Origin of the sequence: Pseudoalteromonas xiamenensis (assembly GCF_017638925.1) — a bacterium.
GTDB lineage: Bacteria > Pseudomonadota > Gammaproteobacteria > Enterobacterales > Alteromonadaceae > Pseudoalteromonas > Pseudoalteromonas xiamenensis.
In genome coordinates this window covers 180,929-207,078 of the sequence record NZ_CP072133.1, presented here as the reverse complement: position 1 = coordinate 207,078, position 26,150 = coordinate 180,929, and the positions used below count along the sequence as shown (strand labels likewise).

Sequence of the window (26,150 nt, the reverse complement as noted above, 5' to 3'; positions counted from 1 at the left end):
TCAAGGTAAAACTAAAATGAAAAAAACACATCCACGTTCCCTACTTGCGGTTCTCATTTCAAGTACGCTTTTATTAGGCGGTTGTCAGTCCGAGCCAACACTTAGCCAATCCCTAACTTCAAACAATGACGTGCTGTCCATCCCCACCCCTAACCAAATGAAAGCTGATATTACCGTCGCAGGCAGAGTATCTACGCTAAACCATATTGATATTCAATATCTTGGGAAAACCATTCCCTACACATACAGTGAAGGAAAAATCACGAATAGCCGTGGCTATAACTGGTGGGTCAGTAAGCATTTCGCGCTTAAAAGCGATCTTCCTGAAGAAAAGGTAACGCTGTATTTAGAACTGTTAGAGCTGTCTTATCCACATTATGTTGCACTTTTCGGTGCGGAGCCTTCAAACATTGATAACCAACGCATCGCGGTGGTGTATGGTTCAACACGAGCGCGCGTTAAAGAAGCAATGCTAGATGATGGCTTCTTACGTGGCGTTCATGATACTGCGGGGGGTGAAACGATGTTTTATAACCGCGCGGGGTATAATTTTCCGAGTCATCGTTACCATCATCAACGCTATATTGTGATCCATGAAACGATGCACGCTTTTCATATGGCTTTGACGGGGCATTCTAGCTGGGCACCGAATTGGATCACGGAAGGTCTTGCAGACTCAATAGCGCACCATGTCTATGATCCAGACAAAAAGCAACTCAATGTGATGGTTTTTGATAGAGCGCCAATGAACTACCTCACCACTGGGCTTCAGCAATATTACGCGACGAACAAACCCACTATAGAACAAATTAATGACTCGCCTCGTCTCCAACGCGGATTGAATTTTTTTATCATTCACTTTCTGTTAAATGATCCTGAACGTGCACTCTATTTTCAGCACTTTATGAATAGATTAATGGCGGCTAATCCCCACAGCGACAACACCTTGCCGGTGGCGAATAAATTGCTTAAAGAAACCTTTCCAAATTGGCAAAAAGTAGAAGACGAATTCGCGCAATTTGTGTCAAACGTAGCACCGACCTTCAATATCGTTGAAGGACCTTGGGAGCAAGATGGTGAGTATTATTGGGTGAGAAATACAGACTCGGGAAAACTTTCGCGACTTGATGTTATTCCCACCATGAAAACACCGATGCCACTAATGGATTTTACGCATTCAGCGACATCAACAAACACGATTGGTATTGATATTCAATTTGTTCCAGAACAACTTAAGCGCGGACTAGTTGGTATGTCTGTTATTGCTAATCTTGCAGTTGAGCGTGAACAATACCGAAAAACATATCAAGGTAAAGAACCTGAAGGACTCGACAATGCGCTTCGTATCTTACTGGTTGATGGCGAAACTATCGAAGTCAGTTCTCCATCAAACGAACAGCATACCTATTCGTTGTCAAAACATATTTCTGACCAACTGACGGCACACCCGACACTCTCCTTACTTGTCGAAAAAGAACCAAACACAGGCCAGTTAATCCTCAACATCAGCGCATCAGGCGAAACACAACGTATCCCGCTTGCAGTCGATGATGAAATAGTTGAACAGGTAACATTGGATAAGATGAGCATTCTGGCGCAAAACAACAATCACAAGATTTCACCAAGACTGCCAAATCGCTACACCACAAAAGCAGTGCAAGGGAGCTCGAACCCTTGGGGTATAAATGACTGGCAAACACTCTATCAACTTTTTGCAACCTGCGAGGACTTTTCAGCATTAATCCCTACCTGCCATGAGCAAATGACAACGTTGCTTGAACTCACTAAGAAGTCAGACCCGCTCCACATGTCACAACAACTCGCCGTAATTACGGACGCTTGGCTACAGCTTTTGTCAGCAACGAAGAGCGAGTCACATAACGAGGCGATTCAATCGTTATTTGGTATTTCCACAAAAATTGATTTTAATAAACAACAACCTTATTTGTTTACGACCTACCACTATAGTCAAACTGCAAACCTCAGTTCGAAAGTCACGTATAGAGACGCAAACGGGAATGCGGTAAAGCAGGATATTGTCGAAACTCGCCTTTCTGAAAGTAACGTCAAATCGCCGTTAACCGTGCCGGCTAACGCTGAAGATATGGTGATTGAATCTCATATACAGGTTGGAAATTTGTCACTCGTCAATAAAATCAGACAACCCACATCCTACTTTGATGGTGTGTGGTTAAATTCTCACGCAGCTGTCCAAGACAAGAACATTAATTTGGACGTATCACTGACAGGTCCGTATTCCGGTGAAACTGAAGGTGAAATTCGAGTATCGTACATCCCAACATCAGCATCGCAAGCGCAAATTCAAACTCATCTGCCTGTTAAAATTGAGCCATATGAACACAAGCAGTGGCCTTTTGTTGTGTCCATTCCGAATGCGTTTAGCGAGGATGATTTACTCCGCATTGAAGCCATTTTAGAGGTGGATGGTGAACCGGTAAAACTCGTTAAAACAGCCCGATTGAAAGAAATAATGTAAGCAAGTCGCGTGCTATACGCGTGTCGAAAAAAGAAAAAGGTTTCGACAAATCAAAAGGCCTGATTAAATCAGGCCTTTTTTATCTTTCGGTCAATGGGATCCGATTATTTTGTATAACCCGCAGGCATGTCCGATTTCTTCATGTAACGATCACGCAGCTTGTCATGACGCGATTGCGTTGAAATCTCTTCGCCATTAATAAACATTTTAACGACATGAGAACTTAGCTCAAGTGGATCACCATTCCAAAGAACAACATCTGCTTTTTGCCCTACCGCAATTTTGCCACCCGTTAGTCCAAATACGTCCGCTACGTTTGCAGTCACGGCCTTGATTGCGCCATCGTAGCTCATGCCATAAGACACCGCGTTGCCGGCATCAAAACGCAATTGATACATATTGTGGCTTGCATCACCCGCGACAGTAAGCATTACCTTTACACCCGCTTTTTCAAGTTTGCCAGCGTTTGCTAGATTCGCGTGCATTGCATCAAAATTACCTGGTAAGTTGTCCATCGCACTGAAAATAACCGGTACATTTGCTTTTGCTATTTCGTCCGCAACTAACACCGCGTCATTCGCACCACTAAGCACTAGATTAAGGTTGTACTGTGCTTTAATTTTAAGCAATTGTAGAATATCAGCAGCGCGTTGTACTTCAACAACAACTGGAAGTTTACCGGCTAGGACTTTGGTCAGAACCTGTTCTTCAGTACTTGGTGTTTCGTCTTTCTTCTTGTCGTCTTTCTTCGCAAGCTTTTGCTTATGGCTTTCTAGCTTATCAACTAGCGTTTTATAAGACATAGCGCGTGAGTACCTTGTCTTTTTCACCCATTTCGACAACTAACGCTTTCTGGCTGCCAATGACGCTATCAAATGCGCCTGTAAGCTCAACCGCAGCAGCAAGACCAGCAAAAATCGTCTCACCACCAGTAGGTGCGATAAGATCTTGTGTGATCCCGCCTTTGCGCGCATAGGCTACTAATGAACTACGAGGGTTGTATGCTGTGCTCGGATCAAAATCGATTCCAGCTTTGTCGTCCCCAGCATCACGAGAACCACCAACGGCTCCCACTTCTACAAGCCCTAATTGATTCATTGAACTAATAAGACCTGGTGTGACAATACCACCTTGGGCGTCGATTACCGTATCCGCTTTCACTTCACTTGGGTTGATAGCCGAAATTTTGCCATCTGTAATCACCAAACTGGCGTTTTGCAGAACACCACTGTCTGTGGCGGTGTGAATGGTTGCATTTGTAATTGCAATTGAACTTGCAAACGCAGAACTAGATGCCACTAGTGCGAAAGCCAATGTGCTCAAATTAAACGTTTTCATAATTGGCCTCCTTACTTCTGACCTAGCATAAAGTCACTAACTGCTTGATATTTTTCATCGTCACGGTCGTACACTTTTGCACCGTCGATAAATACTTGTTGCGCTTTTGCGTAAACGCTAAATGGACTTTGATTCCAGATAACCACGTCAGCGTTTTTGCCAGCGGCCAATGAACCAACTTTATCCTGAATACCTAGGCTCTTCGCCGCGTTGTAGGTGATCCACTTAATTGCGTCTTCTTCTTTCAAGTTGAAGCCCACGTCATTCGCACGATACATCACTTTGCCCGCTTCTTGGTTCAAGCGTTGAATTGTTGTGTCGGAATCAGAATGAACAATCGCACAAGAGTTTTTAACTGCATCAACAATTGCTACGTTTTCTTGTACCATGTCATAGGCTTCCATCTTGAAACCCCACCAATCCGGCCAAAGTGCCGCACAGTTTCCATTTTCTGCAAGCAAATCAGCTATCTTATAAGCTTCAATGCCGTGGTGGAATGTACCTGCGTGATAACCAAACTCTTTCGATAAGTCGATCATCATCGCCATTTCTTCTGCTTTATAACAATGGTTGTGAATTAGGATGTCGCCATCTAACACACCACGAAGCGTGTCCATTTTAATATCGCGCTCTGGTGCTTCTGGGTTTAAGCCCATTGCATATGCTTTATCATATTCTTCCCAAGCGCGTTTGTATTCTGTTGCGGCAGCCCAAGACTTACGGTAGCCAGCCATATTACCCATACGAGTTGAAGGTAATACGCCTTTTCCACCATAAACACGTTTCGGGTTTTCACCACACGCCATCTTCAAACCGTAAGGTGCATCTGGGAATTTCATACCTTGCATTGTTGGCGCTGGAATATTTTTAAGCGTTACACCTCGGCCACCAAACAAGTTTGCAGAACCAGGTAGGATCTGTAATGTCGTAATACCACCTTCACGAGCACGGTTGAAACCAGGATCTTGAGGCCACACTGAATGCTCAACCCACACTTCAGCCGTGTTAGGTGAAGTCATTTCGTTGCCATCTTGGTGAGACTCAACTTGTGGACTTGGGTATGCACCCAAGTGCGAGTGAACATCGATAATACCAGGTGTTACCCATTTCCCATTTGCATCAACGGTTGTATCTGCGGTCGCTGATAAATTTTGACCTACTTCTTTAATCTTACCATCTACAAGCAATACGTCGGTGTTGTCTAAACGCTCACCCGTCCCCGTAAGTACTGTTGCATTTTTAATAAGAGTGGACGAACTTGAGTAAGGTTTATAGGTGCTCGGATAAGGGTTTTTATTTATTTCGACCTTTTCTCTTTTTGGGCCTTGGTCTTGGCACCCTGTTAGCGCGACACCCAGTGCCACCGCTAAAATGGAAGGAACAAATTTTTGCATTGTTTTTTCTCTGTTGTTTTTTTAGGGAATGTATCGGATCTACGTCTTAAATGCTAATAAACAAGCCTAAAAAGCAATTAATTACGATGAAAATCAAGATACATTGCTACTTAGTTAATTAAAGGTAGCAACCTCGTGGAAATAATCAAAGGTAAGCGGTGAATCAACATGAACAAACGAAAAATATTTTCGTGAAATTGTGTCAAAAAACACAACTTAAGTTGTTGGTACTAGCGAGTTTATTTAAGAGTGTGTCGGGGTTGAAACAGCTACTTACATCCTGTCGCAGTTGGTTAACAGCAATTTTGATGGCAATTGCCATACTGGAATTGCCCATACCGATACAAGGAATACCATGATGAAACGTTTACTATTAACATGCACAGCACTCTTAGGTTTTGTAGTTACAACAGCTAATGCAAACAATTTTGTGGCAAATGATGATTCCGTAGCTACAGCGCTTTGCATGGCCGTCGCATCCGATAGCATCAATACACTTCGCGATACCCTAACATTGACGCGTGTAAGCAAAAATACAGTGACAATGAAACTGCGTTGTAATGACAACCGTGTTGAAGATTTTGCTAAAAAATACGACCTTTCAAAAACTGCACGCCTGCTTGGACTTTCGCTTGAGACCAATACATCGATCAAGGACCTCGCGGCCAACACACCTAAAACAATTTACATTAGTGGCAGTCGCTAATGTTTAAGATTCGACAGGCATGCGACTTGTGTTCGCATGCCATATCGACGATTAACGGTGAATTAAACTAAATGAGCTGCAAGTCCGAATAGACCGCCAAACACACCACCCCACACCACTAACCAACCTAAGTGGGTTTTAATCATTGTTTGGATAATTTCTTTAACCATCTGAGGTGTAAGCTCGGCGAGTCGTTTATCCACCAAATCTTCTACTGTTTCGAGTAACTCTTCATTGGCTTTACCCATTTTCAACTCTTCGGCTAAGAGCGCATGAAAGTCATCACTCTTAGCAATATCGCTCATTGCTTCTTTCATTTTTTCTTGAAACGATTCGCGCATTGGCTCTAAGGCTTCTTTGCCACCAAACATACCGAGCATTGCCCCAAACTGTGATGCTTCAATTACAGCAACCAGTTTGTCAAATGCAGGGCTTAAATCGACTTTTTGGATAACAGGCGCTAAATCAAACTTTTGTTGTTCTTGTTCGATAAATTGGGCGATTTTATCGCGATTAAAAAATTCTTTTAAAATTAAATCGCGAATACCGGATTTGAATTGTTCAAACTTAATAACGATTACGCCTGAGCCATACAGCAAAGGGACCTTTTCAAACAGCATATGGATCGCAAGCCAATTTGTTACCGCGCCAGATAATGCAAATAAACCAACGGAAAACACGAGTGCATTATCGATAACATACCCAAGCACCACTAATGCGGCAGCAAACAAATTCGTAACGACGCTTTTGTTCATACAAACTCCTTAATTCTCAACGTTTGTTATTCTATATCAATAATTTTTCTGCTCAATGTTTTGTGCTTTGGCAATCTTCAGCCATTATTGTAAGTACGTTGATAGATAAAGTGACTTGTCATGTGGAATGCTGTTTGCCAACAACTGTCTGAAGTTCTTCATCAGCCTTTCGAAATCGTCAAAAAGTCAGAAATTCCTGGCCACGACTACGAACGCCGATTCAAAATAAGCAACGGTGCGGTAAATTATCTTGTAAAAGTAGCTCGCGTAGAAGCACTCGAACGGTTTGAGTGTGAAGCGGGTAACCGAGCACTGTTGATACGAGATAGCGATTTCTTAATAGCAGACTCAATTTTAATTGGTACGACGATGGAGTTTGCTTATCACGTCATTGAATGGGTGACAACCGAGCCACAACAAGACAATTGGTTTGAGTGCGGTGTTTTGCTTGGCAAAATGCACAGCCGCAACGAACAAAAAATGTATGGGCTGGAATCAGATAACTATCTTCACACACAAATACAGCCAAACCGCTGGCATAAAAAATGGGATACCTTTTATGCCGAGGAACGCATAGGCTGGCAACTTCAGTTGTTAGCAGAGCAAGGGGTTGAATTTGTCGAAATAGATGCATTCGTTGAAACCATTCGTGCAATGCTACCGCATCAAGTCGAACCGAGCCTACTGCATGGCGATTTTTGGCGCGGTAACATTGGCTTTCATGAGTCTAAGCCAGTCCTATTCAAACCGGCTTGCTATTATGGTGACCGAGAAATCGATCTCGCGACAAGTGAGTTATTTGGCCCGCTTCCAGACGCTTTCTATCAGGGATATGAGAGCATAGCGCCGCTGCATCATGGTTACGAACAGCGAAAAGCGCTCTACCAACTTTACCCTATTCTTCATCAAGCAAACATGTACGCTGGCAACTATCTTGTTCAAGCTAAAAACAAAATTTATGAAATCTTAAAATAGCCTTCACAAAAGTGCCATTATTGACTTTCGAGCTATAATTAGGAGGTGTTTAATGGCATAAAAAGGTAGCGTGATGAGAGAGCTCTATTCACAACGCATCGAGTGCCCTCATTGTGGTCATCATATTCACGTTTCACTTGATACCACCTGTGGAGACCAAGATTTTTACGAAGATTGTGCGGCCTGTTGCAATCCAATACATCTCAATATGCACATCGACGATTTACGGAACAAACTTGAACTCCACGTTGACAGTGACGATGAACAAATATTTTAGGTGGATTGTTTTCGTAAGTAATTTTCGACTGTGTTAACGATAGTCAGTGTTTGTTGATCCACTTCAATATTGACGGCGTCACCAACTTGAAGCAAACCAATATTGGTGATTTGTAAAGTCTCAGGAATGAGGTGCAGCCAGAAGCCGTTGTCATCCATGTTGCCAACAGTCAGACTAGCCCCGTTAACCGAAACAAATCCTTTATACATAATGTATTTCATCCATTTGCTCGGTAATGTGAGTTTTATACGACAATTGTTCTGCTCATGAATGATTTCTTCAACTTTTGCCGTGTCGTGAATATGACCAGAAACGATGTGACCACCTAACTCAGTGCCGAACGTGACTGAGCGTTCAAAGTTCACTTTCATACCGCGACGCAAATTGCCCAAATTAGTAAGCAGCAATGTTTCATCGATTACGTCGAAGTGGACTTGACCGACCACATCTTGAGGTGGAACTTCGAAATGCACAACGGTCAAGCAGCATCCGTTTATCGCAATGCTTGCACCAATATCGAGATGCCCCAAATAGCCTCTTTCCACCGAAAGTACGAGCCGTTGAACGCCTTCTTCCTGATTTGCATTAATCACTGTTGCTTGCGTTTGAATAATTCCTGTGAACACGCGCTTGGTCTCTCAAATACTGATGGACAAATGGTATAGTTTCATCCGCTTTTTGTCATCTCTTGTCTCAGGAAGATGAAACTTAATCTGCTTTAACTTACTATACGCCTTTAATTATTACGTCGAGATAATCATGTTTTCAGCTTGGGAAGCCAAAAGACTTATCCAACTCGCCACGCCGGTATTTTTCGCTCAAGTCACGCTGGTTTTAATGTCTGTAGTCGACACCATGATGGCGGGTCAAGTAAGTGCTGAAGACCTTGCCGCACTCTCAATTGCGGTAGGTATTTGGAACCCTATTTTGTTTGGACTCCAAGGAATATTGCTCGCCCTGACGGGGGTTGTGGCCCATTGCCATGGCGCAGGCGACGACTCAGGGATCCGCCACTACTTCCAGCAAAGCATTTATTTAGTGCTTATCTTAAGTGCCCTAGGCTTATCCATTGCGCCGTTTACCGAATTAGTCATCGCTCGATTAGACACAGCACCCACTATCGTTGAAAAATCACTTGGCTACATTTGGTTTGTAAAATGGGGCATGCTCGGGTTTTTAACGTTCACAATCTATAGAAACGTCACCGAAGGGGTTGGCCTAACCAAACCTGCTTTTTACATTAGTTTGCTTGGATTACTGCTCAACATCCCCGTGAACTATATTTTTATTCATGGGTTGTTTGGAATGCCTGCATTAGGAAGCGCTGGGTGTGGGCTTGCAACAAGCCTTGTCTTTGCGTTTATGGCGATTCTACAGCATACCTATAGCCAAAGGTCTTCCGTACTTTCCAAATTGAAATTGTTCGATAATTTTCAAAAACCTCAGCCTAAAGAGCTGAGTTATCTGTTTAAACTTGGTCTACCGATTTGTCTTGCGACGTTTTTTGAAGTCACGCTGTTTGCCTGTATTCCGCTGTTTATCGCAGACTTAGGCCCAATTGCTGTTTCAGGTCATCAAATTGCGGCGAGTGTGTCGACTGTTTTATTTATGATGCCACTCAGTTTATCTATGGCAATCGCTATCCGAGTTGGTAATTTATCTGGCCAAGGCCACCTAAGTTCTTTACGCACGGCCATATCCACCGCGTTTATGTTGGCATGTATGGTTGCCGCAATTGTTGCAACATTCACGTTTACCCTGCGCGATGTCGTTGCCTCCTTTTACTCAAGTAACGAGCAAGTGTTGATACTCGCGTCATCAATCTTAGTTTTAGCCTGTATTTATCAACTACCTGATGCGCTTCAAGTTGCGGCCAATGGCGCATTACGAGGCTTGAAATTTACGAAACCTATTTCACTGATCACCTTTTTAAGTTATTGGGTCATCGGTTTTACGCTAGGCTTCGTATTAGCAAAGACTAATTACATTGTGCCAGCGATGGGACCACAAGGCTTTTGGATAGGCATTATTGTGGGACTCTCAGTTGCGGCGATTTTATTGATAACTGCCGTGAGGAATCGACTTGCGACGCTTACTGCTAACATCCATTAGCTTATTAGGCCTATTAATCGGCTGCTCTTCGCAGCCGAGTGATGACTATGCTGAATATCAAAAGCGACTCGCTAACGTCGTTGACGTCACCTACAACACGATTTCTTACTCCGGCTTAGTAAAGTTAACGCCACCCAGTTTACCTAAAGAGCCGACTATATCGTTGATAGAACTTGCTTCAATCAACCATTGTGAAGTGTCTCGCTTTATTGCCGAGCATAATAACCAACTTGGTAAAGTCGCCGTACCGAGTGAGCAGCTCAAGTACGCGATTCGATTCATACAGTTAATGCCTAAGTGCATTGAGTCACTCGATGACAAAAATGCGCAGTTAAAATCAACGCTCGCCAATGCGCTTATTGCGAAGAAGCAAGCCGCGTCGATGTTATTTCAGCTCATGTTGTCCAGAGAACGAGAAATGCAATCGTTGCTCATAGCAACGTCAAAAGAAATACCGGTACTCGGCATAGAAGGGAAAGAAGCAGCCATAGAAAGTCTCACACGTCTTGTGTCAATCAACGCGAAAATTGATGCCCAAGATTTTGATGCGATAACGCCACAAGACATCACGTTAGCGCTAAAGAACCTAAACCAGAATAGTTACGTGAGCGCTCTGATTTCAAGCACAGTGAAACAAACTAATTTTAATGAACAAACGACGGTTTCACTCAACACCATCGATTTACAAAATACGCTTTGCAAAAAAGGGCGAGCTAAAAATAAAGCGGAAATATTAAGTAATGTTTTTCAAACCTTTTACATAGCGCCAATTCAACCCTACCAAAGTCAGCTCGTCGGTTCATTGGAGCAGATTTCTCCTCTTCTTTATAAACTTTATGCAAAGACACCAAGTCTGGCGATAAAATTTGATGCAACGAATGAGGCAAGCTTACTGGCGAAATTAAAGGATTCCGCTAAAGAACATGTAAAGTGGTGGCAGGGTTTTTACAAATCCTGTGAAATCAATCCCTTCAATTCCAAAGCTCGCTAAAATCCGATTTAGCCTAATTCTCATTCATTGTGATTTAAAAATCGCCAATCAGTTAAAAAATCGATACTAGAGGCTTGCATCATCAATTTAGTCACTATATATTAGCGCCCTGTTGAGGCATTAAGCCAAAACGTAGTACGACCGTAGCTCAGTTGGTTAGAGCACTACCTTGACATGGTAGGGGTCGGTGGTTCGAATCCACTCGGTCGTACCAATCTTATAATACAACCGTAGCTCAGTTGGTTAGAGCACTACCTTGACATGGTAGGGGTCGGTGGTTCGAATCCACTCGGTTGTACCATATCTTGTTTTATCCTAAATTAAACTTCCAGAAATAACCTCGAACAACGCTTTAGACACTTTGACTCAGAAAGACTAATTCCTGATGGATTTCGTTTGTTTTGGGTGGCAAAACTGACTCGCTCTACCACCGCTTTCCTTAAGCCTAACGTACAAAATGACTGAGTTTTTCGATTAACACATCAATATCCTGTTTAGAAACGTCTTTGTGCGTAACCAAACGCATACCTTGATAACCTGGCGAAAAGAGTATGCCCTCTTGCTTTAGCGAGTCTGCAATCACTTGAATGTCGACCGAGTCTTCAACATCAACAAAAACAATGTTTGTTTGTACGTTGTAATTAACCGTTGAAAAACCTTCAATCTCATTCAATCGTTCAGCTAAATATCGAGCATTTTGGTGGTCGTCCGCTAATCGAGTAACATTATTCTTTAAAGCAAATAGACCCGCAGCAGCCAAAATCCCTGCTTGGCGCATTCCGCCACCGACCATTTTGCGAAGCCGCCTCGCTTTTGCGATATAAGCGTTATCTCCGAGCAACAGTGAGCCTACCGGCGCACCGAGGCCTTTTGATAAGCAAATCGTCATAGAATCAAATTGAGAGCATATTTCTGTTATATCAACCTCAAGTGCAACTGCTGCGTTGTACACCCGAGCGCCATCAAGATGTAACGCGAGGCCATGCTCATTGCAAAATGCTCTAGCTTTGTTTAGATAGTCGATTGAAAGTACTTTTCCGCCAATGGTATTTTCTAAACTCAATAACTTAGTGCGCGCGAAATGAAAATCATCTGGTTTAATGGCCTTTCTCAACTTTTCAAAGCAAAGTGTTCCGTTGTCGTTATTTTCAATTGGCTGCGGTTGCACAGAGCCAAGGACAGCAGCCCCGCCCGCTTCATATAAATAATTGTGCGCTCGCTGTCCGCATAAGTACTCGTCACCGCGTTCACAGTGACTCAGTATCCCGAGTAAATTCGCCTGAGTACCAGAAGTCACAAACAGCGCGCTCTCAAAACCGTGCCTTTGCGCAGCAAACCGCTCTAGTTCATTAACCGTAGGATCATCGCCATAAACGTCATCGCCAACCAACGCGGACATCATGGCTTTCAACATGTCATTACAAGGTTTAGTTACTGTATCTGAACGAAAATCTATCATTTTTATTTCCTTTGTTGACGCGTACTTTGACCTTATCAACTTTGAAGCTCAAAAGCATCTGAAGCGCGCTAGAAACCTACCGCACTACATCTAAAACTTGTCAAACAACCGAGACAGGCTACCCTTACAAACCATCTGGCTATTATTTAACCGCATTTAGATTAATTTGATTTAAAGAAAGTTAGGAGTAAGTTGTGCAGGAAAGCAATTCAAATTTAGACTTTGTACCAATCAAATTTCACGTTATTACCCCAAAACTCCAAGATGACAAGAAACTAGTTCCGTGCTTAAAACTGTCACTCGTTGTCGACATTAAAACAGGTCAAGTAACAGGCCTTGGACAGGTATACAACACTGAGCGGCCAGATGTCATCGTTATTTCTAATTTGCAAGGTAATTGGAGTTACCAACGGACTTCTGAAACCGTTAATATTGTTTTGCTCGCAAAAGGGTTTGGACCTTTGTTTAAAGATAACGTGGCGCAGATGGGAAATGTAGAAAATTTGCGCGTGCACATTCATTTAGCCAATAACTGGCGTACTGGCGTTGCTCAATACGAGTTTTTACATGAAGAGTGTTGGACGTCAATTGACAATGGCATTATTTTCGTTGACGGTCAGTGCCAAGCCGCCTCGTCAGAACAACTGACAAAAGTGCAACGTATCGGTTCTAAATAATAAGTTGCCGCCGTGGAAACGAGCGGCAATCTTTTTAATTGGTCTAAGCGCGACCGAATCGTCTGCCAATTACTGAACTTGCAAGCATCAACAGCGCAAAATAGATCGAACCGCCTGAACTAGAACCATTGTCTGTACTCGGTTTTTCGATATTTTTAATAAGTGTATTTTCTTTCGGAACTCAATGACGCTGCCGTATTTGGATCATTGTCTAAAACCTTCACTGAGTACACAACGACGAGGTTTTCTTTTGCAGGTTTTATGTCTGCGTTGCTGCACTGCTCATCTGAAAAATTAATTACAGGCACTTCCCCACAACGCGTTAACCCACTGATTTGGTCAACCACATTCATACCACTATCGATAACTTCGCCAAAAACCGTATAACCCGAATTCTGTACGTCCAGTTCCGCACTGTTGTCTTTTACATTGATAAACCATTGGCTCGTGGCTGAATTCGGGCTATTTGGAATCTTCGCCATCGAAATTGTACCACGCACGTTAGAATACTTAGGTTCGTTCTTTACAGCAGCGAATGTTTCGATGTTAGCAAGCTTATCTTCAGCGTCATAACCAATGCCCCCACCTTGGATAATAAATTGTGGAATGGCACGGTGAAGCACACTTTCATCGTAACGATTTGCTTCAACGTATTTTAAAAAGTTGGCAACGGTTTCAGGAACTTGGGTATCGTACAAGTTTACTTTGAAAGATTGTTGCGAAGTTTGAAATTCTACAATGGTCGATTGAGCGCTTGCAGATAGGACTAATGCGCTCAGTAGAGACGCCACTTTTGTTGCGTTTTTAATTTTTATCATGGTAATTTTTTTATTTAAGTTTGAGCAAGAGCGAACTACTATACTTCTAGGTGATTGTTTTCAAAGGGATGATAACAATTAACAACAAAGTTTAAAATTGCTTTCATTTACAAATTGCTAAAATTATTTTTGTCACTCAATTTACAACAACCAAACTTTGTCTATTCTTTTTCTATTAGTCTACTTCCATGCGCTAATACCAAATGCTGATTGAATTTATTTATGTGAGTACCGCTTCAGAAAGCTATACATGGGCAGATCTCGAGGTTTTACGCCATGAGTCGTCCTCTCGAAATCAATTGGAAAAAATCACGGGCATGCTGCTGTTTGATGGACAACACTTCATGCAGGTATTAGAGGGGGAAGAGCCAAAAATATTGGCGCTTTTTAACAAAATAAAGAAGGATAAGCGCCACTTCGCCATCGAGCCGCTCATTCATAACCCGATTAATAAGCGGCATTTCTCGAATTGGTCGATGGGTTATATTTCCTGTGATGGCAACCAAAATATGGCCAATTTTGACGAAATGGATAAACTCAAGAAAAAACCATTAAGCTTTAAATTATTAACGGCATTCGCACGGCATCAAATTTTGTTTGATGAACAGATTGAAGCGTGTGTAAACAACCAAAATTCTGTCGCTTAACACAACCAAATCAAATATTACTCTTTGATAAACTGTATGTTGCTAAAGCCAAGCTTCGCAAAATATTCGTCTCTAAAGTTACGTACTGCAGCCTTACGTTTTGAGGTCATCGCAACGGCTTGTTCCATTTTTACATAGTCACCTATATCTACACATTCAGCCGCCGCAATGGCTTCGAACATGTCGTGATATTTATCTTGTGCAAAGTTAATTTCGCGCTGTTGCTTTTTGTAAGTGTAACGAATACGTTTGGCCATGAGGACTCCCTATAAAGTAGGCGCGGATTATAGAAGAAATTACTCGCAATTTCACCTAACTTCCAGCCCAATATTAGCTCCTCTTCGCAGCGAAAGAACAATTATGCGCGCATTGAACATCATTGGAAGGCAAAATACCAACAACCAACCGCTCCCTCACAGGCTCATCCTTAACAGATAAAAACATCTAAATAATTCAACGCAAAAACGAATTATTTAGTCTAAATTTATTGTAGATAGTCTAGGTGCACAAACCTAGTAGCAACTTGAACTTACTCAAGGGTGATTGCATGACGCAGATGCTACTTCCATCAGAACAAATAGGTTCAATTCCTAGAAATCGAGTTTTAATCGAAGCCTATCAGACGTTTAAAAGCGGTCTAATTGATTACGAACAGCTCAATCTGCTTGCACAGAAAGAAACTGAAATCGTCATCAACGAATTAGCGAGTTTAGGGTGTCCGGTAATTTCTGACGGAGAACAGCGAAAGTTCGATGGTTTTGCTCACTATTGTTTGCATAACTCCTGTGCATATCACCAACACGGTTTGCTCGTTGACTTTTCGGATGGCCATAAACGTCTATTTGCCCCACATTTAAAAAAACCACCATTCAAATATGAGCATACTGCGGATGAATTTCTCGCGTTTGCCGTTTCAAAAACGACATTACCCGTAAAGCAAGCCGTCATTTCGCCTTCGATGTTGAGCCTTGTCTATCCACCAGCGGGCATTGAAGGCTATAACCATCATCAATTTGTTAATGATTTGATTGAGCAACATGTTGGCGAGGTCCGCCGCTGTCTCGAACTTGGCGCATACAAAGTGCAAATAGACTTCACCGAAGCACGGTTGTCTTTAAAATTTGATCCTTCCGGCAATTTACTGCGCTCGTTTGTCAGTTTAATTAACAAGTGTTTAGCCCATTTTAATGTAGAAGAGCGGCAAAAAATCGGTATCCATACGTGCCCTGGTGCAGACATAGATGCAACTCACAGCGCAGATATTGAATACAAATACCTGCTGCCTACTTTGTTTGAAATTCAAGCCGGCAATTTTTACGTTGCACTCAAAGGAGAAAAAGACAAAGAGAAAACACTGCAACTTCTCGGCACCATTATTAAACCCTATCAAAAAGTCTTTGTTGGGGTGATCAATCCCATTTCCAAAGAAGTAGAAAGCCCTGAGGAGATAAGAGATCTTCTCTTGCTTGCCGCTAAATACATTCCGTTAGACCAACTTGGTTCAACCGATGACTGTGGTTTTTCTCCGTTTGCCGATGACGTATCAACGGCAAGGGACATTGCCTACGCAAAGATAAAAGCACGTTTAGAAGGTACTCGATTAGCCAGCGAGATCCTGTTTCCGCTAAACAACGTTGTGGCCTCCAATGAGTAAGTCCATAAACCGCTTTTACTCCACTTTGCAAACTGACTTGATACACCATCAACTGTCTCAACGTATTAATGAACTGGAATTTGAGCGTCACACCCTTAAAAAAATTCAAAAACTGGCAAATGTGGGAGTTTGGAAATTAAACCACTTAAGTTACGACGTTGAACTCTCAGATGAACTCATCGAATTATTAGCCCTTGGCATAAAATCCAACACTTTAACATGGGAGCAATTCGTCAATCTGCTCGACCCTACAGGTAGCAACAACATGCATACCATTTTGATGGAGCAAATCATTTTGGCAGGTAAAAAGCGGGCGTTTGAACACTGTTTTTTTAAAGCCAATGGACAATGCAGCTATTTAAAATATGTATGTGAAACATTCAACAACACCATCGGCCAACCGCACGTCACCGTTGGGCTTATCCAAGACATTACCGAGGAAAGACACAAGTCACTTCAGTTACAACAGCGTTCAGTTACTGATGAGCTTACGGGGTTGTATAACCGAAGAAAACTGAATGAATCACTTTACGAACTAATCGCAACGCCCGTCGAGTTTTCAATAATTTTAATGGACATGGATTGGTTTAAAAACATCAATGACCAATATGGACACCTCGCTGGTGATGAAGTGCTCATGAAGACCGCTAAAACGCTCATGCAAACATGTAAAAGTAGCGACATTATAGGACGTTGGGGAGGCGAAGAGTTCTTGATTATCTGCCCCAAAAAATCGCTTGAAGAGGCCTCAAAAATAGCTGAACAGATCCGCGCCAGTGTTTCACAAATGCTGTTTACGTTTTCAAGTAATGTCACTGCCAGTTTTGGCATCGCCGAATTTTCTGAATCTGACACCGTTGATTCACTCATCATTCGTGCGGACAAAGGACTGTATGAAGCTAAACATTCTGGTCGAAACCGAGTGTGTGTGCATAAACCCTTTTAAATTCGATGCTTTCTTATTTTAGATTTTGTGAAAATATAAAAGTTATCCTCGGTCGATTGTTGTTGATATTTCAGTACCTCATTAACCTCTGAAAGAGTTAACAGATTACATTTATCCTGACTTTCCCGTTTTAACAACTCGCCAAACGCCATTCTGGAATGATCGCTCATCATCAAAAAGTGTACGTAAGCCCAGCTAGAACTGTACATCAAGGGTACTTCATGTTCTTTCCAAATGTTGCTGTGTCCTATTGTCGATGCTGGCATTAAGGTTTTTCCTGTCAAGTAGCCTCGTTTAGTCCAATCGCTGTTTGCTCCTGCCTCGGCGTAATGCATTGTCGTTTCGAGCTTTTCAAAGTATTCAGCTAAACCTTCATTTAACCAACGATTTGTTTTGCCAAGTAGTGAATGATTGATAGCGTGTACGGCTTCGTGAACCGCATTTTGGATAGTCGATTTGTCGCCTCGATAAAGCACAAACGCCTTTTTAAATTTATGCGTGTAAAAACCTCGAGTGTTAGAACTAACTTTAAATGGACCTCTTGCTCTATCGTATTCTTTTTTGCTTGGTAAGATAACAATTTCTAGCTTCACTCGTTTAACATTTTGTATACCAAGCAGCTCACTGTAGGCTCTAAATACAGCATAGAGTTTAGACTCTATTTGGTTTTTAAGGTCAACTTTGCTACTTGGTACACTAACCGTTAAGTCAAAAAAATCTAAGGCGTCTTTCGATACAAAGACGTGTTCTTGAGCCATCGCCTTTGGCTTTTGATCGCTAAAATTTTTGACCCCCCTTTTCATCTACCCACGAGTAGATCCCTTTTGTTTTTTGAAGTGTTACAGAACCCAATGATGGCGCATCGCATATAAATTCTTCATGGTATTCATAAACTCGGCTTGCATATTGATTTGTTGAGCGTTCAAAACGTTGAATTACGGTTTGCTTTTCGACTTGGTTATCAATTATCTGGGGCTTATCATCCTTAAAAGAAAGCCATTCCAAGCAATGGTCGATAATTTGGCTAAGTTTAATCGAACGCAAATAATTACTTTCTGACAGATATAGAAATAGCGCAACGACACTAATCAGAATCAATAGGGTTCGAGGTCGAGCGACTCCTTGTACATTATTTATCATCGCTTATCCTTAGCGCCTTTAACTATGATTCAATTTTATTCAGCGACCATATCCAAATACGGGTTCACCTTTATGGTTTGATATTCGTTTTTCGCAATCCACAATTTGGCATTTATATCACTTGCCTGAGAATAGGCCCAATTACTGATTGCTAAGGTAAGATCGGGATCGCTGTGTACATGCAGCTTAAGTTCTTCATCAATCACTCGTCGATAGGTGTCTAAATTTTGTTGTAACCATCTATCTCTGTGCACAAACGCGGCCAAGTAATCGCTTTTTGAATTGTTACATCTTGCATGAGCCATTACAAAATTATGTGCGGTGTCATTGGAATAGCGAGAAAACGGAATGAAATGATCAACGTTTGACTCATCTGAAGAAGAGATAGTTTTTTGGCAGTAGAAACATTTATTTGATTGTATATCTGTAAGGATAGGTAAGATTGAAGACAAGTTCATTCTATCATTTGAAAATAAAAACGCCTCAACACTCGGATTGTTATTTAAAATTCCTTTCTTTTTATTGATCGATACCACTTTTTTCGTCCACGCATTGCGAGCAATATGGATCACTAAGTCGTAGAACTTCCTAAAGCAATCAGCAATTCCTTCGTTAAGTACTATCGAGTAACTTTGCGATGCCGAACTCTTAAATTGGATTGGATACAAAAAAGCATCACACTGTCCTGAAAGCGTTTGCAAACGTTCAATTGGTCCAGTTTTTATCGAGTCGAGTAGTGATTTTATGGTTTCGATACGAACTGGTGCACGTAAAAATAAACTAAAACTATGTGTTCCGTTTGCCTTGAGTTTATTGATCGTTGTGATAATTTTTACTTGGCTCGCACTGTTTTGATAAAGAATGTTTGGGGTTTCTGAATTACTTGTATTGAACGGGCTTGCCTGATCCCAATAAAGTTGGATCATTTTTTCAATGATCCGATTAAATGGGATCTCAAGTTTGCTAGAGAAACCGTTTTGTGGTGTTTCGATACAAATGTCCGCAAGAGCGTTAAGCAAAGCAAATTTGTATGTTGCCGAAAAATCGCCCTCGACAACGAGTCTTTGAATATAACCAATAAATTGGAGTTGCAGTTCCGCACTTAAATTTTGGACTGTCATTCTCAATTATCCTTGAGAAAAATAAAGTTCAGCCAACAAGTATTACTTTCTCCCGACCGATAATCGCTATTTTGCCAAGTGTCGACTAAGGACATATTGGAATGTCTTAACACTGCGTCGACTAAATTGTGCTCTGTAAAAAACGTAAAATGACGCCCCGCAATATCTTGTTCACCATTGCCTTTTTTCACCGATATGTACAAAACGCCGTTTTGTTTAAGTGATTGAACAAGATTATTGATAACAGGGGGCAACTCGACTCTTGGCACGTGCAACAAACTGGCACAACACCATATTCCATCAAACTCATCGTTAAAATTTAACGTTTGGAATGTGGTATTTAGCACGTTTAAGCCCGTATTAGCGCTAGCAATATCACACAATGCTGGTGTAGGTTCAGTAGCGACAACCTCATAACCCTGCTTAATAAAATACACGCTATCTCTTCCGCTACCACAACCGATGTCTAGAAGCTTTCCATCTGCACAAACATATCGAAAAAATTTTTTATATGCTTCATGCATACTGAGATTTTGCGTTTCAGCGGCGTATTCTTGGGCTTTGTTTTGATAGTAATCGATAGTCGAGTTCATATACCGAGTTTAAATGTCCATTCCTTTACAACAATGACAAGTTAAACAAAATTAATGAACTACAGCAATAAATTACAACGATTTAAAGACAGGCGGAAATTGAAATGCGACCACATGGGATTAAAAGGTCGGGTTAAGGAAACCAACCTGACCTTTTAGATGATTTAAGCTAGAAATCAATCACACTCAATCGTGCTACCTGTTTTGTCGTAACACATTTCTTCACGTGTGATGTAATGGCGACATTTCCAAACATCGGTGCCTTCCATGCAGTAAGTGTATTCACCTGTAATTCCACTACCAACGTCGTAGCTGACTTTCCATTCATAATAGTAATACGGAGTTAGGTTCTGGTTTTCTTTCCACTTATCAAAACTGTAACCTGAAACGATATCGTACAACGCGTAAGGGCGTTGGTTTCCACCATAAGTACGCCAGCCATTCGGGAAGCCTGTTACACTACCTTCCATGGTGACGACTCGGTTTGCCGCTTCGTAGTATGGGTTTGAAAAGTTATCGCGTTTAATCAATTTAGTGAGCATGCCTTGGTAGTCGGAAACCCAAGTTGTTCCCTCACAATTGTTTAAAAACACCATACCTTTGTCATCGCCACTACCGCAGCTTCCAACAGGAAACGCATCGCCAGACCATAAGTAATCTCCGGCGTCGCCACCGTACATTTCCGCTTCATAATTAGAACTGACCGCAATAATAGCGTCGTTGTTGTCACCACCGCTTAGGTAAGAATTCGTGTCTTCAGACACAATAAGGTCGTCTCCATCGTTACCCCATGCTTTGTGCCATTTGTTGCTGTTCGGGTTGTTTTCTCCAACTTCAACGAGTAAATCTTTGCCATCGCCACCGTATAAGCGGTCTTCATATCCATCATTGCCGGTTAAGTAATCATCACCCGCGTCACCGTAAAGCTTATCGTCACCCTTATCACCGCTGAGAACATCATCACCATTGCCGCCATGAATGATGTCATCACCATCGCTGCTGCTAGAACACCCGCCTACTGTAAATATTTGTGAACCGTTACCATTTTTTAAAGCACAGCCGCCACCCAGATAGTCATTACCATCATCGCCATACAACACATCTTTACCTTGGCCGCCCATAATGAGATCTCCGCCCTCATTGCCAGACAAATTGTCATCATTTTGAGCGCCATATAGATAGTCATGACCGGTACCTCCTGAAATAGTGTCATTGCCGTAGCCTCCGTCTAGCTCATCATCGCCGTCGTTACCTTGGATAACGTCGTTACCCCCTTTTCCGAAAATCTTATCGTTGCCAAAACCACCCGTAATAAAGTCGTCTTTATTTCCCGTAGTGATAGTGTCGTTACCAGTATCACCATCTACGGTTTGTGGTAGTGCGACCACGCTTGCATCATAGCTATCGTTGCCCGCGCCAAGCTTTGCTAGCACCACATCAAGGTCACTATAGGTAAAGGTGGCACAGCTACTTGTACCACTCACTGTGCGAGTTACAGTCAATACATCGCCTGATACAGTCAATTTGAATGTTTCATCGCTTGAAGTACCCGTGATATTCAAGATTGTACCGAGTGATGAATGTGTTGTAGTTTTAGCACTTGCGCCATTTGCAAGCCCTGTACACGCGGCATAAGCGTGGTTAGAAAGTGCAAGCGCGATTGCCAATGAGGTCAATTTATATGTGAGCTTCATTTGTTTTCCTAGAAAGTGTTTTGTGCGAATGTTCCTTCGCTTTGTTCACCTAAAAGTTAACTGGAAATTTTGCAAAAATAATGGATGACCTATTTTGGGCATCGATAAATACACGTTTTGCTACACTTTTAAACAATTTTAAAACCCAAATACGGTACACTTTTCTGAAACTACTCAGGAATGAAATTACAATGAAAAAACATGTGGCATTTTTCACCCTTTCTTTACTTGCATCCAATGCCTTTGCTAACGACATCAATTGGTCTACCGCTACTGGCTACCCATTTTTCGTAGTACCTACCATTTCCACTACGAGTGATGATGTGCGTTACTACGCAAACTACAAATTAGGCTTAGATGACGGCGTGAGCGTTGGAGCAGAATGGCTGCAAGGTCAACATGCGATGGGGGTATTTGTGGGTGCTGTGGGTGCACGCCGAGTAAATGACAATTGCTTGATTAATTCTATCTGTATTTCGTTATTTGATGACGAAACAACGAACGGGGTTGGTCTGTCTTATGAGTATAAATTTTCGAACACGGTAGCTAATGGCTGGGCATTGCGATTCGAAGGTGGTTACGGTAAAGAGTCCAGAAATGACGAAAAGCGATTTGATGGCAATATCCAAGTGGTTTACCACTACTAACGAAACCGATTGGGATTAACATAATCTATTTTCGTTCAAAACAACGTTTAATGCGTTGAATTTTCTTAAAACTAGCTAAACTTTAGGCTGAAAATGTGCTTTATTAATAATAGCAAATTAAGTCTAAAGGTTAGCTATGCGTTCAATATTTCCCCTATGTCTGCTCAGTGTGATACTTGCATCTTTTTGTTCGTTAAAGGTGAACGCTGAGGCACCACTGGTGATCATTGACGCAGAATCTTGGCTCAACACCGAAAATCAAAATTCCTTTCAATCTCAAGTCGCAAGACAAGTACTCAGTGAATTTAAAGGACAATTTGATGTTTCAATCATGCCTCGAAATCGAGCACGACAAACTTTAGAAAGGCACCCTTCTGCCTGCTCGCCTTGGATGCTTAAAAATAAAGCTCGTGAAAAGCTTTACGCTTACACCTTACCTTATATGATGGAATCAAGTTTAAAACTTGTTTTATCAAAGGAATCCGCTTGGGGAAAAGCGCTCGCGTCTAAGCAAGACAAGGAACCTGTTTCGTTATTTAACTTGCTTGTGCAAGATACCGCACCAGTCCTTGGTATTGAATCAGGCCGCAGCTACGGCGATACGACAGACGCTCTCCTGAAACAACTTGAACACAGCCATTCAATTTATGTACGAACGAGTACCGCCGATTCGCTTGCGCCACTCAAACCCATGCTTCACCATGGTTTTATTGATGTGCTAATTGAATACGACAAAATAAATGAAGAACTTAAAGACAAGTTTTATGTTTTGGAATATCAAGAAACAGAGCCATTTCAGCTCGTTTATTTTGCTTGCTCAAAGACCGAACAAGTGAAACCGCAAATCCAATTGTTGAACGATGCCATTCGTGCGTTGAGTATCAACGAATCCTACATAAATAAAATACTCAGCCATTTGCCTGAAAAGGACAGAACAAAAGCTCGCGCTTATTGGCAACAAGCGCTTGGTCAAGCTAAGTCGTGACATTCTAATACCCTTACAACATTAACCGACCAAACACCGCGCAGGCAAAGCGCCAATTAAGACTGAGACGCTTGAACTTGTTTTTGTTCTGCCCACACGTCTCTGGCCAAAATGCCCTGAACATCTACATCGGTATTGGTAAAATCAGGTGTTTTAGCTTGTCCATGCTGTGTCCAATAATCGTTTAACGCGGCTTTGATAGTCGGAGTCAGTAAGAAAATCGCATAAACATTTACGAGCGTCATGAGTCCGAGCGCCATATCAGCAAGACTCCACACTTCCTTCAGCGTTGCATTAGCCCCCCACACCACCATCGCCAAATAGATTGCGGTATACATGTTACGGCCTATTTTATTGTCCAATTTAAAGAAGTGCAGATTGCTTTCAGCGTAGGCATAATTTGCCACCACAGAACTAAACGCAAATAGGAAGAGGATCAACGCGACAAAACTAGTCCCCCAATCACCTAAATGCACACTCATTGCATCTTGTGTAAGGCGGATCCCTTCCATTTCACCGCCATAGGTAACGCCTGACAGTAAAATAATGACGGCGGTACAACTACAAAGCACAATGGTATCAAAAAACACACCAAACATTTGCAAGTAACCTTGAGTAACAGGATGGTTGGGGCTTGGCGTTGCTACGGCTGCAGCGTGAGGTACACTGCCTGCACCCGCCTCATTAGAGTACAACCCACGCTGTACACCATTTTTTATTGCCGCTCCAAATGCACCTGCTCCCGCCTCCCCTAGTCCAAACGCATTTAACACAATGGTTGAGACCATTTCACCTAACATGGTGATATTAAGTAATGCTATGACCAAGGCTGTACCAACAAAAAGCACGCCCATCACCGGCACAATAAGTTCCGCAAACTGAGCAATACGTTTCATGCCGCCCAGAATAATCACGCCAGCCACACTCGCAATAATTAATCCGGTGAGCATAGGTGGTACATTAAACGCATGCTGTAATGCATCGCTGATGGTGTTCGCCTGCATTGCACTGAAACTTGAGCCATAGCCCATAAACAAACAGATTGAAAATGCGATAGCAAGCCATGGCTTTTTTAAACCAAGACGAATGTAATAGGCTGGCCCACCTCGAAATTCACCATTGCTGTCACGCACTTTATAGATTTGTCCGAGAACGCTTTCCGCGAAGCCTGTTGCCATTCCAAGAAGTGCAATCACCCACATCCAGAAGACCGCGCCTGGACCGCCAAGCGAAACGGCAACCGCAACCCCAGCCAGATTTCCAGTACCAACGCGCGCCGAAAGTCCGGTACACAACGCCTGAAATGAGCTTATTTGCCCTGCATCACTTTTTAAACTCGTTCTTAGTAAATGCAGCATATGACGAAAATGCGTGAGCTGAATAAATCGAAACGAAATTGAAAACCAAATCCCTGCGCCAATGAGTAAAAAAATGAGTATTTGGCCTTTACCCCAAAGGATTTGATTAATGAATTGAACGAATTCCACGGTGACAGCCTATTGTTATTTTGTAACCAGCCTAACGAATGCAGGGCAAGATAACAATAGGCGATTTAGATACGATGACTTAACTGGATGACGCCGTATAACTAGATTTCAAAAAGCGGAGCCGTTTGTCCCGATTCTTTAATAGTAATACGTGCCGAACCATCTGATTTAACTAGTAACTGGCAAACACCATCTTTATCATTGATATGAATAGATTTATTCGCCTCAACAGACTCAACGCGATAGTCACAGCGCAATTGCGCTTTTTCAATTGTTCCTGCGTTTACTTCAAACGCCACGTCGCGTTTTGCAAGTCCAATTAGGCGAGTCGAAATTCGACTAAACTCATAAGGTCTGCTGGTCGTAGGTTGATTTTCGAGCTGCGTTAGGATGTCTGCATACGCCTTTTCAACTACGTCTTGCTTTATGTTGAGCTTGCGATTCTTTTTCGTCTCACGCAATACACGAAGTGCCCCAAGATAGTCCCCAGCGCGCATGTATTGCTGAATGTAAGCTTGGCTTACAGGGAATTGAAATTCCTGAGGTAAAAAACGCTTTAAGGTATACGTTCTAAAAAGTGCTTCTTCATAACGACTCAGCTCATTTTTTGTTTGAGCGACATTCATTTCTAGGAAATAGTAAAGGGCTTGCTCTGCGGTGTTTTTGGTATTCGCTTCATACAAGCTGGTTAATTTTGTTTCGAGGTCAAATTGAGTGTTTTGAAGATTTTTATAAATATTAGCAAAACGACGATAGAACCCTGAACTCACAGAGTCATTGCTATACCCCACAAAACCGATGTTTTCAGAGACTAAATAGACACGGCTTGAGGAAACGACCTCCTCGTTTTGGATCGCGGGCGAATAAACAAAATTCTGTAATTGTGTGGCCGCTTTTTCTTCAAAAGGCTTTACGTCGGAGGTAAGAAGGTAGTCAATGTCCTTAACCTTTCCATCGGTATCGACGATGTAGGACATCAATGCGAAACCTTCTAAACGATTGGTTTGTGACGTCTCAACAAATTTTGGGTTGTTATTTTTGATTAGCGTTGCTGGTTGTGCGACAACACATGACGTTGCAACAAGACCAAATAATGGCACAATCCTTTTTAATGAATTGATTATCATCGAAATATTCCCTCTTTTTATGCCAGCGAGATTCTAAAGCATTTACCTGTCTTTTAAGCTCACATCGATGCATTTTTAGTAAAATTATGTAAACGCCTATCATGAATGTG

25 protein-coding genes, 2 tRNA genes and 1 pseudogene are annotated in these 26,150 nt (G+C 42.1%); 14 read left to right on the top strand and 14 right to left on the bottom strand.

Annotation, left to right across the window (positions count from 1 at the left end):
- Positions 1–16: 16 nt before the first annotated feature.
- On the top strand, positions 17–2,497 hold the full coding sequence (locus J5O05_RS01130) for a hypothetical protein (RefSeq protein ID WP_208843235.1): 2,481 nt from the start codon (positions 17–19) through the stop codon (positions 2,495–2,497).
- 104 nt (positions 2,498–2,601) lie between these two features.
- Here the strand turns inward: J5O05_RS01130 and J5O05_RS01125 are convergent.
- Together J5O05_RS01125 and J5O05_RS01120 are read right to left on the bottom strand one after the other, a co-directional pair.
- A pseudogene (locus tag J5O05_RS01125) lies at positions 2,602–3,835 on the bottom strand (amidohydrolase family protein).
- An 11-nt stretch (positions 3,836–3,846) separates the two neighbouring features.
- Positions 3,847–5,229: an amidohydrolase gene (locus J5O05_RS01120; protein ID WP_208843234.1), complete on the bottom strand. Its 1,383-nt coding sequence runs from the start codon at positions 5,227–5,229 to the stop codon at positions 3,847–3,849.
- Between the two features lie 355 nt (positions 5,230–5,584).
- Between J5O05_RS01120 and J5O05_RS01115 the strand changes: the two genes are divergently transcribed.
- The gene (locus J5O05_RS01115; protein WP_208843233.1) at positions 5,585–5,935 is read left to right on the top strand and encodes a DUF3718 domain-containing protein; all 351 of its coding nucleotides are present in this window, start codon (positions 5,585–5,587) and stop codon (positions 5,933–5,935) included.
- Between the two features lie 62 nt (positions 5,936–5,997).
- Here J5O05_RS01115 and J5O05_RS01110 read toward each other — a convergent pair whose 3' ends face one another.
- Positions 5,998–6,690: a DUF445 domain-containing protein gene (locus J5O05_RS01110; protein WP_208843232.1), complete on the bottom strand. Its 693-nt coding sequence runs from the start codon at positions 6,688–6,690 to the stop codon at positions 5,998–6,000.
- Positions 6,691–6,810: 120 nt separating this feature from the next.
- Between J5O05_RS01110 and J5O05_RS01105 the strand changes: the two genes are divergently transcribed.
- Positions 6,811–7,665, top strand: coding sequence for a fructosamine kinase family protein (locus J5O05_RS01105; RefSeq protein WP_208843231.1), 855 nt, complete (start codon positions 6,811–6,813; stop codon positions 7,663–7,665).
- A gap of 73 nt (positions 7,666–7,738) precedes the next feature.
- Positions 7,739–7,942, top strand: a complete 204-nt coding sequence (locus J5O05_RS01100; RefSeq protein WP_208843230.1) for a CPXCG motif-containing cysteine-rich protein — start codon at positions 7,739–7,741, stop codon at positions 7,940–7,942.
- Here J5O05_RS01100 and J5O05_RS01095 read toward each other — a convergent pair.
- Positions 7,939–8,568 carry a riboflavin synthase subunit alpha gene (locus J5O05_RS01095; RefSeq protein WP_208843229.1) on the bottom strand — a complete coding sequence of 210 codons (630 nt, stop codon included), beginning with the start codon at positions 8,566–8,568 and terminating at the stop codon, positions 7,939–7,941. The genes J5O05_RS01100 and J5O05_RS01095 overlap by 4 nt on opposite strands.
- Positions 8,569–8,698: 130 nt before the next feature.
- Here J5O05_RS01095 and J5O05_RS01090 point away from each other — a divergent pair, with 130 nt between their 5' ends.
- The 4 genes from J5O05_RS01090 to J5O05_RS01075 all read left to right on the top strand — a co-directional run bounded on the left by J5O05_RS01090 (position 8,699) and on the right by J5O05_RS01075 (position 11,346).
- Positions 8,699–10,054 (top strand): MATE family efflux transporter, encoded by a 1,356-nt coding sequence (locus J5O05_RS01090; RefSeq protein ID WP_208844437.1) that lies wholly within the window; start codon positions 8,699–8,701, stop codon positions 10,052–10,054.
- Positions 10,026–11,045, top strand: a complete 1,020-nt coding sequence (locus J5O05_RS01085) for a DUF3080 family protein (RefSeq protein ID WP_208843228.1) — start codon at positions 10,026–10,028, stop codon at positions 11,043–11,045. Before J5O05_RS01090 ends, J5O05_RS01085 begins: the two co-directional genes overlap by 29 nt.
- Before the next feature lie 137 nt (positions 11,046–11,182).
- Positions 11,183–11,259: transfer RNA gene (locus J5O05_RS01080), tRNA-Val, on the top strand.
- Between the two features lie 10 nt (positions 11,260–11,269).
- Positions 11,270–11,346, top strand: a tRNA-Val gene (locus tag J5O05_RS01075).
- Positions 11,347–11,490: 144 nt separating this feature from the next.
- Here J5O05_RS01075 and ltaE read toward each other — a convergent pair.
- Positions 11,491–12,504 carry a low-specificity L-threonine aldolase gene (ltaE, locus tag J5O05_RS01070; RefSeq protein ID WP_208843227.1) on the bottom strand — a complete coding sequence of 338 codons (1,014 nt, stop codon included), beginning with the start codon at positions 12,502–12,504 and terminating at the stop codon, positions 11,491–11,493.
- 194 nt (positions 12,505–12,698) lie between these two features.
- Between ltaE and J5O05_RS01065 the strand changes: the two genes are divergently transcribed.
- Positions 12,699–13,181, top strand: a complete 483-nt coding sequence (locus J5O05_RS01065; RefSeq protein WP_208843226.1) for a DUF1842 domain-containing protein — start codon at positions 12,699–12,701, stop codon at positions 13,179–13,181.
- A 155-nt stretch (positions 13,182–13,336) separates the two neighbouring features.
- Here J5O05_RS01065 and J5O05_RS01060 read toward each other — a convergent pair whose 3' ends face one another.
- The gene (locus tag J5O05_RS01060; protein ID WP_244369726.1) at positions 13,337–13,999 is read right to left on the bottom strand and encodes a peptidylprolyl isomerase; all 663 of its coding nucleotides are present in this window, start codon (positions 13,997–13,999) and stop codon (positions 13,337–13,339) included.
- A 203-nt stretch (positions 14,000–14,202) separates the two neighbouring features.
- Here J5O05_RS01060 and J5O05_RS01055 point away from each other — a divergent pair, with 203 nt between their 5' ends.
- On the top strand, positions 14,203–14,646 hold the full coding sequence (locus tag J5O05_RS01055; protein WP_208843225.1) for a BLUF domain-containing protein: 444 nt from the start codon (positions 14,203–14,205) through the stop codon (positions 14,644–14,646).
- Between the two features lie 17 nt (positions 14,647–14,663).
- Here the strand turns inward: J5O05_RS01055 and J5O05_RS01050 are convergent, their stop codons facing one another.
- Positions 14,664–14,903 carry a DUF2960 domain-containing protein gene (locus J5O05_RS01050; protein ID WP_208843224.1) on the bottom strand — a complete coding sequence of 80 codons (240 nt, stop codon included), beginning with the start codon at positions 14,901–14,903 and terminating at the stop codon, positions 14,664–14,666.
- Positions 14,904–15,193: 290 nt separating this feature from the next.
- On the opposite strand from J5O05_RS01050, the gene J5O05_RS01045 reads away from it, so the two are divergent.
- Together J5O05_RS01045 and J5O05_RS01040 are read left to right on the top strand one after the other, a co-directional pair.
- A complete protein-coding gene (locus J5O05_RS01045) occupies positions 15,194–16,300 on the top strand; it encodes a uroporphyrinogen decarboxylase/cobalamine-independent methonine synthase family protein (protein WP_208843223.1) in 1,107 nt (368 codons plus the stop codon).
- The gene (locus J5O05_RS01040) at positions 16,293–17,246 is read left to right on the top strand and encodes a GGDEF domain-containing protein (RefSeq protein ID WP_208843222.1); all 954 of its coding nucleotides are present in this window, start codon (positions 16,293–16,295) and stop codon (positions 17,244–17,246) included. Before J5O05_RS01045 ends, J5O05_RS01040 begins: the two co-directional genes overlap by 8 nt.
- On the opposite strand, the gene J5O05_RS01035 is transcribed toward J5O05_RS01040, so the two are convergent.
- From J5O05_RS01035 to J5O05_RS01015, 5 genes are all read right to left on the bottom strand, one after another.
- Positions 17,243–18,004, bottom strand: a complete 762-nt coding sequence (locus J5O05_RS01035) for a hypothetical protein (RefSeq protein ID WP_208843221.1) — start codon at positions 18,002–18,004, stop codon at positions 17,243–17,245. The two genes, J5O05_RS01040 and J5O05_RS01035, sit on opposite strands and share 4 nt — an antisense overlap.
- 19 nt (positions 18,005–18,023) lie before the next feature.
- Positions 18,024–18,386 carry a hypothetical protein gene (locus J5O05_RS01030; RefSeq protein WP_208843220.1) on the bottom strand — a complete coding sequence of 121 codons (363 nt, stop codon included), beginning with the start codon at positions 18,384–18,386 and terminating at the stop codon, positions 18,024–18,026.
- Between the two features lie 35 nt (positions 18,387–18,421).
- Positions 18,422–19,507 carry an HNH endonuclease gene (locus tag J5O05_RS01025; RefSeq protein WP_208843219.1) on the bottom strand — a complete coding sequence of 362 codons (1,086 nt, stop codon included), beginning with the start codon at positions 19,505–19,507 and terminating at the stop codon, positions 18,422–18,424.
- Positions 19,508–19,509: 2 nt separating this feature from the next.
- Positions 19,510–20,100, bottom strand: a complete 591-nt coding sequence (locus J5O05_RS01020) for a class I SAM-dependent methyltransferase (RefSeq protein ID WP_208843218.1) — start codon at positions 20,098–20,100, stop codon at positions 19,510–19,512.
- A 176-nt stretch (positions 20,101–20,276) separates the two neighbouring features.
- Positions 20,277–21,794 carry a calcium-binding protein gene (locus J5O05_RS01015; protein WP_208843217.1) on the bottom strand — a complete coding sequence of 506 codons (1,518 nt, stop codon included), beginning with the start codon at positions 21,792–21,794 and terminating at the stop codon, positions 20,277–20,279.
- A gap of 191 nt (positions 21,795–21,985) precedes the next feature.
- Between J5O05_RS01015 and J5O05_RS01010 the strand changes: the two genes are divergently transcribed.
- A complete protein-coding gene (locus J5O05_RS01010) occupies positions 21,986–22,441 on the top strand; it encodes a hypothetical protein (RefSeq protein WP_208843216.1) in 456 nt (151 codons plus the stop codon).
- A gap of 136 nt (positions 22,442–22,577) precedes the next feature.
- Complete coding sequence (locus J5O05_RS01005) at positions 22,578–23,426, top strand: hypothetical protein (RefSeq protein ID WP_208843215.1); 849 nt, start codon at positions 22,578–22,580, stop codon at positions 23,424–23,426.
- A gap of 56 nt (positions 23,427–23,482) precedes the next feature.
- On the opposite strand, the gene J5O05_RS01000 is transcribed toward J5O05_RS01005, so the two are convergent.
- Together J5O05_RS01000 and J5O05_RS00995 are read right to left on the bottom strand one after the other, a co-directional pair.
- Positions 23,483–24,913 (bottom strand): alanine/glycine:cation symporter family protein, encoded by a 1,431-nt coding sequence (locus tag J5O05_RS01000; RefSeq protein WP_208843214.1) that lies wholly within the window; start codon positions 24,911–24,913, stop codon positions 23,483–23,485.
- 101 nt (positions 24,914–25,014) lie between these two features.
- Complete coding sequence (locus tag J5O05_RS00995; RefSeq protein WP_208843213.1) at positions 25,015–26,040, bottom strand: energy transducer TonB; 1,026 nt, start codon at positions 26,038–26,040, stop codon at positions 25,015–25,017.
- Between the last annotated feature and the right edge of the window lie 110 nt (positions 26,041–26,150).